A 14,384-nucleotide genomic window follows, 5' to 3' on the forward strand; every position below is an offset into this window, starting at 1 on the left:
GTGTCTTCTAAAGATTTTAACTTCAATCTGAAGCGAGGTTATCCTCGCTTTTTCTATTTATCAAACAATTCCTTATTTTCAATTAAGAGTTCTAGTGGAGATTTATCCCTTGCTTCAATAAAACCAGGTTCATATTGGGTATGAAGTGTTCTTTTCTGAGAAGTTGGATCAATATACAACTCATCTCCATCTTCTGTGTATAGTTGGTTGCCTCTTGTTAGGTAAAGTAAATCCTCTAAGTACTGTCCATCAGTATGTAGGAAATGCTCGATGTATTTGACAGCTTTTAAGATTTCACTTACTTTATCAGAGTATTCATTAGATTCAAGAACACTCTTTTCTAACTCAATCTCTTTACTCGTTCCAAAGAGTTGGGTTGGAGTTGCATTAAAATATTCTGCTATCTTATCCAAATTTGCAAAGGTAGGATAGCTTTTTTGTTTTTCGTAATCAGAGATGTCTGGAAAGATTGCTCATAAAAAAATGTGGGGCAAATGATGGGGCAAATCAGTTATAGACAAGCAAAAAAGCCTTATAAATCAAGGCTTTTTCCTGTTGATTTAGATGCCCCCTACAGGGCTCGAACCTGTGACCCATAGATTAAGAGTCTACTGCTCTACCAACTGAGCTAAGGAGGCAAATAAAAAGCTGTATTGGTGCCGAAACTTCACGGTTTGTATTGAACCCGCGCAATTAAGCAGGTGGGCAACTCGCTCTAACTGAAGCTGTTTCCGTGTGAGACGGCCTACATGCTGTTAGAAGACTTTTGTTTCCCTAATAATACAAAAAATAGTCGGTCAACACTTAAATGTGAAGTCGTACACCACAGCGTTTCTATGATTATATGATACCACTTTTTCAAAAAAAATCAAGGGAAAATTAAAAATTTTGAAAAGGATTTCATAAGTTTCGTAATTTATCAATGGTTTCCTTGCGTTGAGCCAGGGCACGTTCGTATTTTCCACTATCTTCTGGTGAGAAGTAGCTATGGTTGCGGATTTTTTCTGGCAAGTACTCTTGTTTGACCCAGTGACCTGGGTAGTTGTGTGGATAGAGGTAGTTTTGGGCATTGCCTAGTTCCTTGCTACCACTATAGTGACCATCACGCAAGTGACGTGGGATTGGTAGGTGACCGGATGATTTAAGATCAGCCAGAGCCTTATCCATAGCCACATAGGCTGAGTTGGATTTTGGAGAAAGGGCCAAATCAATCACAACATTGGCAATGAGGATGCGGGCTTCGGGGAATCCAATCCTCTGTGCTGCATCCAAAGCAGTTACAGTATGAATCTGGGCTTCAGGATTGGCTAAGCCAATATCTTCATAAGCAATCACAGTCAAACGACGAGCTAGGCTAGGAAGGTCACCGGCCTCTATCAAGCGAGCAGCATAGTGAAGACTGGCATCCACATCCGAGCCACGGATGGACTTTTGAAGGGCAGATAGAACATCATAGTGTCCATCTCCATCCTTGTCCATAGTGATATAGCTTCTCTGGAGACTATTTTCCATGATATTCAGCGTGATATGACGGATACCGTCATTATTTTCTGGAGTGGAGAGAACTGCCAAGTCCAGTGAGTTAAAGGCAGAACGGAGGTCTCCGTTGGTAGATGTTGCGATAAAATCAAGGGCATCATCATCTAACTCGACAGGGAAATCAAAGCCTCGTTCAGGGTCAGTCAGGGCGATTTGAATGGCCTCTTTGACATCTTGGTTAGACAAGGGTTCCAACTCAAAAATCTGAACACGGCTACGAATGGCTGGCGTGACAGAAAAGAAAGGATTTTCAGTCGTCGCTCCAATCATAATGACCAGTCCACTTTCCAAGAGAGGCAAGAGGAAGTCTTGTTTAGTCTTGTCAAGACGATGAATCTCGTCCAGTAGCAGTACAAGGCCACCTGAGAATTTAGCTTCTTCAGCAATTTCTTGGAGACGTTTTTTACTATCAACTGTCGCATTAAAGGTCCGAAAGGCATACTTGGTCGTTCCAGCGATGGCTGAAGCGATACTGGTTTTTCCGATGCCTGGAGGTCCGTAGAGTATCATAGAGGATAGGCGATTGGCTTCCACCATACGGCGGATAATCTTGCCAGGTCCAACTAGATGCTCCTGACCGATGACCTGGTCGATGGTTTTGGGGCGCATACGAAGCGCGAGATTGTCTGGCATAGCAGTCCTTTCTAACATGGATTTTCTGATACGAATGTGGTAAGATGGTAGTATCTATTTTAGCATATTTCCGAGTATTCGGGGCGATTGAAGAGTCGTATAGAAAGAGGACAAAATGGCAACATATGGATTTTTAGATGTTTTACAAGAAGAGTTGAACAAGAACTTTCCTTTTGATTATGAGATTAGCTGGGACAAGCGCAATCATGCGGTTGAAGTGAGTTTTCTATTAGAGGCACAAAATGCTGCAGGGGTGGAGATGTTAGATGAAGACGGAGAGGTTTCGTCAGATGATATCCTTTTTGAAGAAGCGGTACTTTTTTACAACCCTGCCAAGTCAACAGTTAATGCAGAAGACTATCTCACAGTCATCCCTTACCTACCGAAGAAAGGTTTTTCTCGTGAATTTTTAGCTTATTTTGCGCTATTCCTTAAAGATACTGCAGAGGTTGGACTAGATGCCCTCATGGACTTTTTGGAAGACCCAGAAGCAGAAGAATTCGTCATGGAATGGAACCAAGAAGTCTTTGAAGAAGGGAAAGTTGGCTTGGAAGAGGGAGAATTTTACCCTTATCCTAGATACTAGGAGCTTGTAGTGGACGTAGATATTTTAGATTTCACAGGCTGCAAAATTGCTCTATTTTGCGGAGATAAGCTACTAACCATCTTGCGTGATGACAAGGAAAATATTCCTTGGCCCAATATGTGGGAGTTGCCGGGTGGTGGTCGTGAAGGGGACGAAAGTCCTTTTGAGTGCGTGGCGCGTGAAGTTTATGAGGAACTAGGCATTCACTTGACCGAAGATTGCCTGCTCTGGAGCAAGATCTATCCCAGCATGCTCTATGAAGGCAGACAGTCAGTATTTATGGTCGGTCAGTTAAGTCAGGATCAGTTTGACAGTATCACCTTTGGAGATGAAGGGCAAGCCTATCAACTGATGAGCATTGAGGAATTTCTCAATTCTAAACAAGCAGTGCCTCAGCTACAGGGGAGATTGAGGGATTATTTGGAGGAAGTAAGGTAGATGCCAAATCGTAGTAAGAATATCAATATGTTTCTCATGGATGGAGAAGTTACTGGGATAATTAAATGTACCTTGTCGAATTGGACAGGGGTGATTTATAAAATTCCTCGAATTCAATTGGCAGATTTAAAATCACGTGATGAAATGAAGCAAAGCGGCATTTATTTCCTATTTGGTCGTAATGAGGATAAGCAAAAGGATGTTACCTACATCGGGCAGGCGACGAATCGCAAAAATGGTGAAGGTGTCTTTTTACGTGTTCAGGAACATACTCGTGACAACCATGCAGATTATTTTAATGATGTCATTATTTTGACGACGCAGAATAACTCCTTTGGACCCACGGAAATTAGTTACTTAGAAAATAAATTTACACAACTAGCAAAGGACGCGGGGCGCTTCATTGTAAAAAATGGGAATGAGCCCAATTCTGGGAATGTAACAGAAGAAAAGCAATCTGAGTTGGATGAGGTTGTAGAAAATACTTTGATGATTGTAGGAACCTTAGGGTATCGACTGTTTGTTCCTATGACCAAGAAAACAGGTCAGAATGTTTCTGATGAAAATTCAACTTATCTCTATTTGAAGCGAAAAACCAAGAAATCAAATCGAATGATTGAAGCCATCTGTGAACAGACTTCGGAAGGTTTTGTTGTTTTAGAAGGTAGTCAAGTGGATGTGGTCGATTCACCCGCAATACCTGCAAGTCTAAAAGAATTGCGTAAGGAATTAATCAAATCAAATGTGATTAAAGATGGTGTTTTACAAGAAAAACAACTGTTCTCCAGTCCATCTTATGCAGCTGCTTTTGTGCTAGGAATGAATACGAATGGACGAACTGATTGGAAAAATAAGGACGGCAAGACTTTAAAAGAATTAGAAGAAACAATGGATTGTTAAGGAGAACCAGATGGAAACATGGCAAGAGTTAAAAGTAACAGTGAAACGTGAGGGGGAGGAATTAGTTTCCAATCTTTTGATTGAACTAGGCGCCCAAGGTGTTGCGATTGAAGACAGTATGGACTATGTAGGGAATGTGGATCGTTTTGGTGAAATTTTCCCAGAGGTTGAGCAACAGGAAGATATCGTGGTGACGGCCTACTACCCGGACACGGTTGATGTAGCCGTTGTTGAAGCGGATTTGCAGGCGCGTCTAGCAGAATTGACGGACTTTATGGATTTGGGTGAAGTCAAGTTTGGCACCACTGCCTTAGCTGAGGAAGATTGGGCAGATAATTGGAAGAAATACTATGAACCAGCTCGTATCACCCATGACTTGACCATCGTACCGTCATGGACAGACTATGAGGCGACTGCTGGCGAGAAGATTATCAAGCTGGATCCAGGGATGGCCTTTGGGACAGGAACCCACCCAACAACCAAGATGAGTCTCTTTGCCTTGGAGCAGGTTCTTCGCGGTGGGGAAACGGTGCTAGATGTGGGGACAGGTTCAGGCGTCCTTTCTATTGCTAGCTCGCTTTTGGGTGCCAAGGAAATCTTCGCCTATGACTTGGATGATGTGGCAGTTCGGGTGGCTCAGGAAAATATTGAACTCAATCCGGGCATGGAGAACATCCATGTAGCCCCAGGAGATTTGCTTAAGGGTGTGGAGATTGAAGCAGATGTCATCGTGGCTAACATCTTGGCGGATATTCTCATCCATCTGACAGATGATGCTTATCGTTTGGTTAAGGACGAAGGCTATCTCATCATGAGTGGTATTATCAAGGACAAGTGGGACATGGTGCGTGAGTCAGCAGAAGCGGCTGGATTCTTTCTTGAAACCCACATGATTCAAGGGGAATGGAATGCCTGCGTCTTCAAGAAGACCAAGGATATTTCTGGTGTGATTGGAGGCTAGCATGCAACAGTATTTTGTAAAAGGTTTGGCTAGCTCACCTGTCACTATCGAGGATAAGGAGACCAGCAAGCACATGTTTCAGGTCATGCGTTTGAAAGAAGAGGACGAGGTTACCTTAGTTTTTGATGATGGGATTAAGCGCTTGGCGCGCGTGGTCAATGTGGAAGCACGTCGATTGGAGCTGGTTGAGGAATTGGCTGACAATGTGGAACTGCCAGTCCAAGCGACCATCGCATCAGGCTTCCCTAAGGGAGACAAGCTCGAGTTTATCACCCAGAAAGTAACTGAACTTGGCGCTAACCAGATTTGGGCCTTTCCTGCAGACTGGTCAGTCGCCAAATGGGACGGCAAGAAATTGGGCAAAAAGGTTGAGAAGCTAGAAAAAATCGCCCTTGGAGCAGCAGAACAAAGCAAGCGGAATTTGGTACCGAGCATTACCCTTTTTGAAAAAAAAGCAGACTTTCTAGCTCAGTTCGACCAGTTTGACCGCATCGTGGTAGCTTACGAAGAGTCAGCTAAAGAAGGAGAATCAGCAGCGCTCCTACAAGCAGTCTCTAATCTTGAAAAAGGAGCTAAACTTCTCTTTATCTTTGGACCAGAAGGTGGCCTTTCACCTACGGAAATCGAATCTTTTGAAGCTAAAGGAGCTGTTCTAGCAGGACTTGGCCCTCGCATCCTACGAGCTGAAACAGCGCCACTTTATGCCCTGTCAGCCCTTAGTGTTTTATTAGAATTAGAGAAATAAGAGGAGAAAGATGGAACAAAAACACCGTTCAGAATTTCCTGAAAAGGAGCTTTGGGATTTGACAGCCCTATACCAAGATCGCGAGGATTTCTTGCGTGCGATTGAGAAGGCGCGTGAAGATATCAATCAATTTAGTCGTGACTATAAGGGCAATCTTCACACTTTTGAAGATTTCGAGAAAGCTTTTGCGGAATTGGAGCAAATCTACATCCAGATGAGTCATATCGGTAATTACGCCTTTATGCCTCAGACGACAGACTATGCTAATGAAGATTTTGCCAATATCGCCCAAGCTGGAATGGACTTTGAGACAGATGCCAGTGTCGCCTTAACCTTCTTTAATGATGCCTTAGTGGCTGCAGATGAGGAAGTCTTGGACCGTTTGGGTAACTTACCACATTTGACGTCGGCTATTCGTCAGGCAAAAATCAAAAAAGTCCACTATCTTGGGGCTGATGTGGAGAAGGCCTTGACTAATCTGGGTGAAGTTTTCTATAGTCCACAGGATATCTATACTAAAATGCGAGCTGGCGACTTTGAAATGGCTGACTTTGAAGCCCATGGGAAGACTTACAAAAATAGCTTTGTGACCTATGAAAACTTCTACCAAAATCACGAGGATGCTGAAGTCCGTGAAAAATCTTTCCGTTCCTTCTCAGAAGGACTTCGTAAACACCAAAATACGGCAGCCGCAGCTTATTTAGCCCAAGTAAAGTCTGAAAAACTCTTGGCAGACATGAAGGGATATGACTCAGTATTTGACTATCTTTTAGCTGAGCAAGAAGTAGATCGTTCCATGTTTGATCGTCAGATTGACCTCATCATGAAGGACTTTGCGCCAGTTGCTCAGAGATATCTCAAGCATGTTGCCAAGGTGAATGGTCTTGAGAGGATGACCTTTGCTGATTGGAAATTGGATTTGGATAGTGCGTTGAATCCAGAGGTTAGCATTGATGATGCCTACGATTTGGTCATGAAGTCAGTAGAACCTTTGGGACAAGAATATTGTCAGGAAGTTGCTCGCTATCAAGAAGAGCGTTGGGTGGACTTCGCTGCCAATAGTGGCAAGGATTCTGGCGGTTATGCGGCGGATCCATATCGCGTGCACCCTTATGTCCTTATGAGCTGGACAGGCCGTTTGAGCGACGTCTATACCTTGATTCATGAAATTGGTCACTCTGGTCAATTTATTTTTTCTGACAATCACCAAAGTTACTTCAATGCCCATATGTCGACTTACTACGTCGAAGCGCCGTCAACCTTCAATGAATTGCTTTTAAGTGATTATTTGGAACATCAGTCTGACGACCCTCGTCAAAAACGCTTTGCCCTTGCACATCGTTTGACAGACACCTACTTCCATAACTTTATTACCCACCTCTTGGAAGCAGCCTTCCAGCGTAAGGTTTATAAATTGATTGAAGAAGGAGAAACCTTCGGAGCAAGCAAACTTAACAGCATTATGAAGGAAGTCTTGACGGATTTCTGGGGAGATGCCATTGAAATTGACGACGATGCGGCTTTGACTTGGATGCGTCAAGCTCACTACTATATGGGCTTGTATAGTTACACCTACTCAGCTGGACTAGTCATCTCGACAGCGGGTTACCTTCATCTGAAACATTCAGAAACTGGAGCTGAAGATTGGCTCAATCTCCTCAAATCAGGTGGTAGCAAGACACCACTTGAATCAGCCATGATTATCGGAGCGGATATCTCAACGGATAAACCACTCTGTGATACCATCCAGTTCTTGTCTGATACAGTTGATCAGATTATAGCTTACAGTGCCCAGTTGGAAGAATAAAATCATAAAAGTGCAACAATAGAGTTATATTGTTGAGATTTTAGAATGACATTTATTTAATAAAGTTTACTGAAGACTTTGTCTTCAGAATGTGCGTTATTATAGGTCTATCGGTTGGATTTTATATCTTGTCGTGGGCGATTAGACTAGGGAAAATACTTAGAAAAGGACGGAGATGATAGTGCGTTTCAATAAAAAACTTAGCTTGCTTATCATTGGAATTGCTATGCCGATTTTGTTTATGATTTGGAAATTCAGTCAGCCTGTTCTTCCAAAAACTTATCAGGAAGCTGTTCAGTACACGAAAGCAATCAATATGAAAGAAATGCGCTCCAAACTTGCAAATGGCGACGAGTTTGTCGTCTACATTGGAAGAGAATCCTGTCCCTACTGTCAAAAGTTTGTGCCCAATTTGGCTCTAGCGATTCAAAAAAGTCACCAGACGGTCTATTATTTGGATAGTGATTCTGATGAAAAGGATGAGATTACAGCCTTTGCAAAAGAAATGGATATCCAAACTGTTCCGAATCTTTCAGTCTATCAAAATGGTAGTAAATCACGTTATTTAGAGCAAGGAAGTTCCGCTAGTCTTGAAGAAATCCTTTCATTTCTGAAGCATGAATAGGACAGAAAGATTATTTTAAATGACAAAAAACGACTCCGAAAATTGGAATCGTGGAGATGATAAAAGAGGTTGGATCATTTTCCAACCTCTTTTTATGTATCTTAATGGAATTGCATACCACCATCAACGATAATGGTTTGCCCTGTAATGTAGTTTGAATCTGGTCCAGCAAGGAAGCTAACCGCTGCAGCGACATCTTCTGGTTCAGATAGGCGTTTCAATGTAATATCTTTTGCGAATGTTTGCATACCCCATTCGTCGTCTTTTCCTGCATTTTTCCCAACTTCGTGAGCGATATCATACATCATTGGTGTTTTAACGATACCTGGAGCATAAGCGTTAACAGTGATGCCTGAGTCAGCTAAATCACGCGCCAATGTTTGAGTAATACCACGAACAGCGAATTTTGTACCACCATAAACAGTCAAGTTTGGATTTCCAACAACACCTGCTTGAGAAGTAGCGTTGATGATTTTACCACCGTGACCAAGTGCTTTGAATTGAGCTTGAGCAGCTTGTGCTCCCCAGATTACCCCACCGACGTTAATAGCAAAGGTACGATTGAACTGTTCTTCTGTAATCGTATCTAGAGGTGTAGTCGGAGCGACACCAGCGTTGTTTACCACAACGTTCAAGTCTCCGAAATGGTCTACAACTTTTTGGAAAGCTGCAGCAACCTCCGCTTGTTTAGACACATCAGCCACAATAGCAAAAGCCTTGCCTGCTGACAATTCAGCAACTGCTTTTTCAGCTGTTTCAGCATTATAGTCTAATACCCCAACCTTAAAACCATCTTGGACCAAGCGTTTTGCGATTGCAAAACCGATTCCTTGACCTGCACCTGTAACAATAGCTACTTTAGACATATGACTCCTCCTTTGGTATCCGTGATACCATTCAAACGTTCATAAAAGAACAGCAAAGGGTTATAAGTGAGTTGTGATAGATTCTAAAAGAAGTCCTATCACTTTTTAGTATATACCTTTGTGAAATTTGTGTCAAACAAAGACTGGTTTTTGGGGAAATTAACCCTCTAAGAGTGAAAAAACTATCTGAGACTGGAGCTGAAGACTGGCTCAACCTCCTCAAATCAGGTGGTAGCAAGACACCACTTGAGTCTGCTATGATTATCGGAGCAGATATCTCAACTGACAAACCACTTCGCGATACGATTCAGTTCTTGTCTGATACGGTTGATCAGATTATCGCTTATAGTGCAGAGTTATGAGTATAAGCAAAAACAGATTGGATTTTTCCAATCTGTTTTGCTTATCCCCAAAAGCTATCTTCTTCAGCTTGATCTGAAGAGAAGAGCCAAACTTCTTTGATTTTCCCGTCTTCAATACGGAAGAGGTCAATCCCGTTCATATTGAGTTCAGTACCATCAGCACGTGTTCCAAGAAAAGTAACATTGGCTGCGATTAAATCCTTATTGTCAGAAACCCAATTTGTTATCACCTTAAAGGTTCCATTAGTTTTCTCAGCAAATGTAGCTAGGTGAGATCCTAGTTGGTCCTTACCAACAACTGTACCAGATATACTATGAGTACCAGGTTGATGCCAGACAATATCGTCTGCCATCGTTTCAAAGACACCAGGAAAGTCACCAGCAATTAAAGCTTGGTTATAAGCATTGAAAATTTCTAAGTTTGTTGACATATATTTTCTCCATTTCTTTTTTATGATATAATTGTAACAGTTACAATCAAAAAAACAAGTAGATACTTTTTCGATAGCTGGTATCAAAAGTAGTACTATTGTTGATACTAAAAGATAAAATTTTTTTAAAAAAATAGAAAGAAGGTATTTTATGCCCAATAAAGTGAGTGAGTATGGTATTTGTCCATTCGCGACAACGCAGAGGGTTTTAACGGGGAAATGGGCACTGGTAATCATTTATCAGTTGAGTACGGGTACTAAACGATTTAAAGAATTGCAGAGATTATTGCCTGGGATTACTCAAACTATTTTGACACGTCATCTCCGTCAATTAGAAAAGGATAAGATTATTCAACGAAAGGTCTATGCGGAAGTTCCCCCACGAGTTGAGTACAGCTTAACCGAAATGGGGCAGGAATTCAAAGTTGTATTAGATGCTGTCGAGAAATGGGGTCTGGATTATATCAAGTTGCTAAATGCTAGTGAGATAAGCGACTGATAAGCTCTATAGAGGAAATGTATTTTTCTGTTTAATTCCTCAATTAAAAGATAGTAAGGCAAACCATTATTTTCCAAGCACTTTTCTTGAAACCCTTTCCTTCTTCTGATAGACTAATACATAGTTTGAAAAAAGGAGACTTAACATGAAAAAATTTGTTGCTGAATTGATCGGTACTTTTATGCTTGTGTTCATCGGAACAGGAGCTGTTGTTTTTGGAAATGGTGTTGAAGGTCTTGGACACCTTGGAATTGCTCTTGCCTTTGGTTTGGCAATCGTAGTCGCAGCTTTCTCAATCGGAACTGTTTCAGGTGCCCACTTGAACCCAGCTGTTTCTATCGCTATGTTTGTGAACAAACGTTTGTCATCTTCAGAACTTGTAAACTACATCCTTGGTCAAGTAGTCGGTGCTTTCCTTGCATCAGGATCTGTGTTCTTCCTCTTGGCAAATTCAGGTATGTCAACTGCAAGTCTTGGTGAAAATGCCTTGGCAAACGGTGTAACTGTCTTTGGTGGTTTCTTGTTTGAAACAATCGCAACATTCTTGTTTGTTTTGGTGATCATGACTGTAACATCAGCAAGCAAAGGAAATGGCGCAATTGCTGGTTTGGTGATCGGTTTGTCATTGACAGCTTTGATCCTTGTGGGATTGAACATCACTGGACTTTCAGTAAACCCAGCTCGTAGCTTGGCTCCTGCTGTATTGGTAGGTGGCGCAGCTCTTCAACAAGTTTGGATTTTCATCCTTGCACCAATCGTTGGTGGAGTTCTTGCAGCTCTTGTTGCTAAAAACTTCCTTGGAACTGAAGAATAATTGAAACGCAAAAAGCCTACTCTTCACATTGGAGAGTAGTTTTTTTGTATATTAAAATCCCCCATGATAAGAGGTGGGGGATTTTATAATTAACTCAATTCAGCAACGATGGCTTTGATTTGTTCTGCAGTGTGGACACCTGCAACTTGTTTGACGACTTGTCCATCTTTCTTGAAAAGAAGAGTAGGGATAGACATGATACCAAATGAACGAGCTGTATTTGGATTTTCATCAACGTCCATTTTAACGATTTTCAAAACATCTTCTGAAAGTTCTTCAGACAATTTGTCCAAAATTGGACCTTGCATACGACATGGACCACACCAAGTTGCCCAGAAGTCTACTAAGACCAATCCGTCTTTAGTTTCTTGTTCAAATGTTGCATCTGTAATTGCTTTTGCCATAGTATTTCTCCTTTTTAGTTATATTGGCTTAAATCTTGTTTCATGAGATAGAAGAAAACATCCCCATAAGTCCCATGGTAGTCCAGAACATGACCATTGTAGGTTAGTTTTTGGACAGGGTAGTAGTCTGCGACACCAATCAGGCAGGCATGTTGAGAACGTTCAAATTCTTCGTATGACTCGAAGCTCATGGTTCTCTCTTGCTTGCTGGCATCAAGATAAGTGATTTCAATCATAGGATTCTCCTTTGTTAAATCATGTTTTCATTTTACTCCTTGGAAAAAGGAATGTCAAGAAAATTGATTGCGCACGCAAGTTTTTTTGTAAAAAATTAAAATTACCAGTCTGTATTTGTAGACAGGCTTTCTTCTACAGCCTTTTGTAGATAGGCAAGAGTTGTCTGACCCTCCTTAGTGAGGCAGATAAAACTAGCTCGCTTATCCTGGTCACAACATCTCCGACTGAGTAAACCGCAGTTTTTGGCTTCTAGGCGTGCCACCATTCGTGATACAGCACTTGGACTTAGATGGAGTTTGTCAGGCAGGTCAATCTGTCTCAAAGATTTTTCTTGAGCCTGATTTAAAAAGTGCAAGAGGTAAAATTCTTTGAGCGTTAGACTTTGTTCGCTTTGCTCAGCGATCGTTTGCTCTAAAATAGCTTCTAGCTCTACTTGTCGGCGGTTGAAGTCAAACCATTTTTCTAAGTAAGTCATATCAATCTCCTTTCTATATGTAGTTATAAACAGATTTGCCTATCTGAGATGCTTGCGCACGCAATTAGTATACAACTTTTTAGATTAGATAGCAAGAAGGAAGTTTCTTGTGTATTTCCTTGAAATTTTCTGAAAAAAGAGTAAACTGGTATGCAGAAAGTCTATTTGTGGAGTAAACGATGAAGTTATATGTACAATTAATGATTCTCTTTGTCATTTCACTGATTGGTGAGGGAATCTCTAGCTTTTTCCATTTGCCTATTCCTGGAAGCATTATCGGTTTGATTATTTTATTTTTAGCCTTGCAGTTCAAGTGGTTGCGGGTACGTCATGTAAACATGGTTGGGAATTTTCTCCTAGCTAATATGACTATCCTCTTTCTACCTCCTGCAGTTGGGATTATGGAGAAATTTGATGTGATTGCTCCCTATTTATTGCCCATTGTCTTGATTGTCTTTTTTGCAGCAGTTATCAATATTATCTTGATTGCGCTTGTAGTTCAGTTTATCAAAAAGCGTTATGAAGGAGATTACGAAGAAAGAGGTGCCAAATGAGCGAATTTGTATCTAATCCACTTTTTGGGATAGCCTTGTCTATTTTGGCTTATCTTGGAGGCATGATTATCTTTAGACGGTATCCTCATCCTCTGACCACTCCCTTGCTGCTAGCAACTTTATTTATCATTGTTTTTCTAAAACTGACTGGTATTTCTTATGTTGCCTATTATCAAGGCGGGGTCTACCTCAATAACTTGATTGTTCCCTCAACGGTAGCTTTAGGAATTCCTCTTTATAAGAGTTTTCACCTCATGAAACACCATGTTAGAAGTATTCTACTCAGTAGTTTCCTTGCTGTTGTTGTAAATACAGTTTTTACAGCTTTAGTTGCAAAATTTTTCGGTATGGATTTCTTCTTGGCGATTTCGCTTTTCCCAAAGTCTGTAACGACGGCCATGGCAGTTGGAATTACGGATAAGCTACAAGGGATAGCGACGATCACCTTGGTAGTTGTGGTAGCAACTGGTATTTTGACTAGCGTTATTGGACCAACACTTTTAAAATGGCTCAAGATTGACGACCCAGTAGCTGTTGGTCTTGCTCTTGGAGGAACTGGTCACGCAGTTGGGACTGGAACAGCTTTTAGCTATGGACCAGTTGCAGGTGCTATGGGAGGACTAGCCATCGGTGTCACCGGTATTCTCTATGTATTTGTAAGTCCCATCGTAGCAGGTTTGATATTGAGTTAAAAAATAAGAATGTTATATTTCTTTGTGTAAAAAGAAGCCCCTAGCTTTATTTGCTAGGGGCTTCATTCATTATTGTAAGTTTACTTTGTTCTTTAAAATATAGTAGGTTCCGAGATAGAAGCCGACGCTAAGGATTATGTCTTTGAAAATTTCAAAGGATAATACCCAATTGTAGTCGAAATCGATGCGAAGATTGAGGGTGATAAATCCAAGAACAACTTGGATGGCGATGTAGGCGACGACCGCAAGAGCTGTACGGTATTCATTAAAGAGTTGGCCGATAGAGATAGACAAGTAGATACAAAGAATACCTGCAAGAGTGTTAAAAATATAGGAAATCAAGGCTAACCAGAAATTATCTGTATAATTTTTTAGCATATACTCGGCAAAACTAGATAGGAAGGCGTCTGGTTGAATCATGGAAATGATAATATAAAGGCTAAAAAGGAAGACCACTGTACTTGCCAAAGACCAAACAAAGGCTCCAAGAAGTTTAGCGGAGAGGATCTGGTGTTCAGATACTGGCAGGGTGAGTGTTAGATAGCCACGACGATAATAAACACTTCCCTTAAATCGTTGAATAATCAAAATCAAGGTTGAGATACTCAAAGTAATAACCAGACCACCAAAAACCAGAGATAGAAATACTAACATGACAACGCCCTTATCTTGATAATAGGTGCTTGAGAGGCTACTGCCCTGAATACCGATGATGACAGATAAGGATAGTACAGCTGCATAGAGGGCTAAAAACCATTTGTTGACATTTTTAAATTCATAACGAACTAAATTCCAAAACATAACAATCTCCTTTAA

19 protein-coding genes, 1 tRNA gene and 1 pseudogene are annotated in these 14,384 nt (G+C 41.2%); 12 read left to right on the forward strand and 9 right to left on the reverse strand.

The window, feature by feature from the left end:
* Positions 1–53: 53 nt before the first annotated feature.
* From LG369_RS01165 to LG369_RS01175, 3 genes are all read right to left on the reverse strand, one after another.
* Positions 54–470, reverse strand: coding sequence for a helix-turn-helix domain-containing protein (locus LG369_RS01165; RefSeq protein WP_225750479.1), 417 nt, complete (start codon positions 468–470; stop codon positions 54–56).
* Positions 471–565: 95 nt separating this feature from the next.
* A tRNA-Lys gene (locus LG369_RS01170) sits at positions 566–638 on the reverse strand.
* A 262-nt stretch (positions 639–900) separates the two neighbouring features.
* Positions 901–2,172, reverse strand: a complete 1,272-nt coding sequence (locus LG369_RS01175) for a replication-associated recombination protein A (RefSeq protein ID WP_225750480.1) — start codon at positions 2,170–2,172, stop codon at positions 901–903.
* A 115-nt stretch (positions 2,173–2,287) separates the two neighbouring features.
* On the opposite strand from LG369_RS01175, the gene LG369_RS01180 reads away from it, so the two are divergent.
* The 7 genes from LG369_RS01180 to LG369_RS01210 all read left to right on the forward strand — a co-directional run bounded on the left by LG369_RS01180 (position 2,288) and on the right by LG369_RS01210 (position 8,234).
* On the forward strand, positions 2,288–2,758 hold the full coding sequence (locus tag LG369_RS01180; RefSeq protein ID WP_225749990.1) for a DUF3013 family protein: 471 nt from the start codon (positions 2,288–2,290) through the stop codon (positions 2,756–2,758).
* 9 nt (positions 2,759–2,767) lie between these two features.
* Positions 2,768–3,196 carry an NUDIX hydrolase gene (locus LG369_RS01185; RefSeq protein WP_225749991.1) on the forward strand — a complete coding sequence of 143 codons (429 nt, stop codon included), beginning with the start codon at positions 2,768–2,770 and terminating at the stop codon, positions 3,194–3,196.
* Complete coding sequence (locus tag LG369_RS01190) at positions 3,197–4,096, forward strand: GIY-YIG nuclease family protein (protein ID WP_225749992.1); 900 nt, start codon at positions 3,197–3,199, stop codon at positions 4,094–4,096.
* Positions 4,097–4,106: 10 nt separating this feature from the next.
* Entirely contained in the window at positions 4,107–5,057 is a 951-nt protein-coding gene (gene prmA, locus LG369_RS01195; RefSeq protein ID WP_225749993.1) for a 50S ribosomal protein L11 methyltransferase, read from the forward strand.
* Between the two features lies 1 nt (position 5,058).
* Positions 5,059–5,802, forward strand: a complete 744-nt coding sequence (locus tag LG369_RS01200; RefSeq protein WP_225749994.1) for a 16S rRNA (uracil(1498)-N(3))-methyltransferase — start codon at positions 5,059–5,061, stop codon at positions 5,800–5,802.
* A gap of 10 nt (positions 5,803–5,812) precedes the next feature.
* Positions 5,813–7,609: an oligoendopeptidase F gene (gene pepF / locus LG369_RS01205; RefSeq protein WP_225749995.1), complete on the forward strand. Its 1,797-nt coding sequence runs from the start codon at positions 5,813–5,815 to the stop codon at positions 7,607–7,609.
* Between the two features lie 175 nt (positions 7,610–7,784).
* Positions 7,785–8,234, forward strand: coding sequence for a thioredoxin domain-containing protein (locus LG369_RS01210; RefSeq protein WP_225749996.1), 450 nt, complete (start codon positions 7,785–7,787; stop codon positions 8,232–8,234).
* A gap of 101 nt (positions 8,235–8,335) precedes the next feature.
* Here LG369_RS01210 and LG369_RS01215 read toward each other — a convergent pair whose 3' ends face one another.
* Positions 8,336–9,100, reverse strand: a complete 765-nt coding sequence (locus LG369_RS01215) for a (S)-acetoin forming diacetyl reductase (protein ID WP_225749997.1) — start codon at positions 9,098–9,100, stop codon at positions 8,336–8,338.
* Positions 9,101–9,279: 179 nt separating this feature from the next.
* Here LG369_RS01215 and LG369_RS01220 point away from each other — a divergent pair.
* Positions 9,280–9,462, forward strand: a pseudogene (locus LG369_RS01220) (oligoendopeptidase F); the annotation flags it as partial.
* 41 nt (positions 9,463–9,503) lie between these two features.
* On the opposite strand, the gene LG369_RS01225 reads toward LG369_RS01220, so the two are convergent.
* On the reverse strand, positions 9,504–9,893 hold the full coding sequence (locus LG369_RS01225) for a nuclear transport factor 2 family protein (RefSeq protein ID WP_225749998.1): 390 nt from the start codon (positions 9,891–9,893) through the stop codon (positions 9,504–9,506).
* Between the two features lie 151 nt (positions 9,894–10,044).
* Between LG369_RS01225 and LG369_RS01230 the strand changes: the two genes are divergently transcribed.
* Entirely contained in the window at positions 10,045–10,392 is a 348-nt protein-coding gene (locus tag LG369_RS01230; RefSeq protein ID WP_225749999.1) for a winged helix-turn-helix transcriptional regulator, read from the forward strand.
* Between the two features lie 145 nt (positions 10,393–10,537).
* A complete protein-coding gene (locus LG369_RS01235) occupies positions 10,538–11,206 on the forward strand; it encodes an MIP/aquaporin family protein (protein WP_049503253.1) in 669 nt (222 codons plus the stop codon).
* Positions 11,207–11,295: 89 nt separating this feature from the next.
* Here LG369_RS01235 and trxA read toward each other — a convergent pair whose 3' ends face one another.
* From trxA to LG369_RS01250, 3 genes are all read right to left on the reverse strand, one after another.
* Positions 11,296–11,610, reverse strand: coding sequence for a thioredoxin (gene trxA / locus LG369_RS01240; protein WP_001029584.1), 315 nt, complete (start codon positions 11,608–11,610; stop codon positions 11,296–11,298).
* Positions 11,611–11,624: 14 nt separating this feature from the next.
* Positions 11,625–11,846 carry a DUF4649 family protein gene (locus LG369_RS01245; protein ID WP_225750000.1) on the reverse strand — a complete coding sequence of 74 codons (222 nt, stop codon included), beginning with the start codon at positions 11,844–11,846 and terminating at the stop codon, positions 11,625–11,627.
* A gap of 101 nt (positions 11,847–11,947) precedes the next feature.
* Positions 11,948–12,322 (reverse strand): MarR family winged helix-turn-helix transcriptional regulator, encoded by a 375-nt coding sequence (locus tag LG369_RS01250; RefSeq protein ID WP_225750001.1) that lies wholly within the window; start codon positions 12,320–12,322, stop codon positions 11,948–11,950.
* A gap of 179 nt (positions 12,323–12,501) precedes the next feature.
* Here LG369_RS01250 and LG369_RS01255 point away from each other — a divergent pair, with 179 nt between their 5' ends.
* Both LG369_RS01255 and LG369_RS01260 read left to right on the forward strand, forming a co-directional pair.
* Entirely contained in the window at positions 12,502–12,876 is a 375-nt protein-coding gene (locus LG369_RS01255; protein ID WP_004250774.1) for a CidA/LrgA family protein, read from the forward strand.
* Positions 12,873–13,568 carry an LrgB family protein gene (locus LG369_RS01260; protein WP_225750002.1) on the forward strand — a complete coding sequence of 232 codons (696 nt, stop codon included), beginning with the start codon at positions 12,873–12,875 and terminating at the stop codon, positions 13,566–13,568. The genes LG369_RS01255 and LG369_RS01260 overlap by 4 nt, the downstream gene beginning before the upstream one ends.
* Before the next feature lie 69 nt (positions 13,569–13,637).
* Here LG369_RS01260 and LG369_RS01265 read toward each other — a convergent pair whose 3' ends face one another.
* Positions 13,638–14,369 (reverse strand): hypothetical protein, encoded by a 732-nt coding sequence (locus LG369_RS01265; RefSeq protein WP_225750003.1) that lies wholly within the window; start codon positions 14,367–14,369, stop codon positions 13,638–13,640.
* Between the last annotated feature and the right edge of the window lie 15 nt (positions 14,370–14,384).

It is taken from the genome of Streptococcus sp. Marseille-Q4154 (assembly GCF_916700545.1).
Lineage (GTDB): Bacteria > Bacillota > Bacilli > Lactobacillales > Streptococcaceae > Streptococcus > Streptococcus infantis_I.

What these genes read in the sequence shown, in the direction of transcription:
- LG369_RS01265 (WP_225750003.1), bottom strand. Translation starts at nt 14,369, where the DNA reads ATGTTTTGGAATTTAGTTCGTTATGAATTTAAAAATGTCAACAAATGG.
- trxA (WP_001029584.1), bottom strand. Translation starts at nt 11,610, where the DNA reads ATGGCAAAAGCAATTACAGATGCAACATTTGAACAAGAAACTAAAGAC.
- LG369_RS01175 (WP_225750480.1), bottom strand. Translation starts at nt 2,172, where the DNA reads ATGCCAGACAATCTCGCGCTTCGTATGCGCCCCAAAACCATCGACCAG.
- LG369_RS01255 (WP_004250774.1), top strand. Translation starts at nt 12,502, where the DNA reads ATGAAGTTATATGTACAATTAATGATTCTCTTTGTCATTTCACTGATT.
- LG369_RS01250 (WP_225750001.1), bottom strand. Translation starts at nt 12,322, where the DNA reads ATGACTTACTTAGAAAAATGGTTTGACTTCAACCGCCGACAAGTAGAG.
- LG369_RS01200 (WP_225749994.1), top strand. Translation starts at nt 5,059, where the DNA reads ATGCAACAGTATTTTGTAAAAGGTTTGGCTAGCTCACCTGTCACTATC.
- LG369_RS01215 (WP_225749997.1), bottom strand. Translation starts at nt 9,100, where the DNA reads ATGTCTAAAGTAGCTATTGTTACAGGTGCAGGTCAAGGAATCGGTTTT.
- pepF (WP_225749995.1), top strand. Translation starts at nt 5,813, where the DNA reads ATGGAACAAAAACACCGTTCAGAATTTCCTGAAAAGGAGCTTTGGGAT.
- LG369_RS01190 (WP_225749992.1), top strand. Translation starts at nt 3,197, where the DNA reads ATGCCAAATCGTAGTAAGAATATCAATATGTTTCTCATGGATGGAGAA.
- LG369_RS01180 (WP_225749990.1), top strand. Translation starts at nt 2,288, where the DNA reads ATGGCAACATATGGATTTTTAGATGTTTTACAAGAAGAGTTGAACAAG.
- LG369_RS01260 (WP_225750002.1), top strand. Translation starts at nt 12,873, where the DNA reads ATGAGCGAATTTGTATCTAATCCACTTTTTGGGATAGCCTTGTCTATT.
- prmA (WP_225749993.1), top strand. Translation starts at nt 4,107, where the DNA reads ATGGAAACATGGCAAGAGTTAAAAGTAACAGTGAAACGTGAGGGGGAG.
- LG369_RS01225 (WP_225749998.1), bottom strand. Translation starts at nt 9,893, where the DNA reads ATGTCAACAAACTTAGAAATTTTCAATGCTTATAACCAAGCTTTAATT.
- LG369_RS01210 (WP_225749996.1), top strand. Translation starts at nt 7,785, where the DNA reads ATGATAGTGCGTTTCAATAAAAAACTTAGCTTGCTTATCATTGGAATT.
- LG369_RS01230 (WP_225749999.1), top strand. Translation starts at nt 10,045, where the DNA reads ATGCCCAATAAAGTGAGTGAGTATGGTATTTGTCCATTCGCGACAACG.
- LG369_RS01245 (WP_225750000.1), bottom strand. Translation starts at nt 11,846, where the DNA reads ATGATTGAAATCACTTATCTTGATGCCAGCAAGCAAGAGAGAACCATG.
- LG369_RS01235 (WP_049503253.1), top strand. Translation starts at nt 10,538, where the DNA reads ATGAAAAAATTTGTTGCTGAATTGATCGGTACTTTTATGCTTGTGTTC.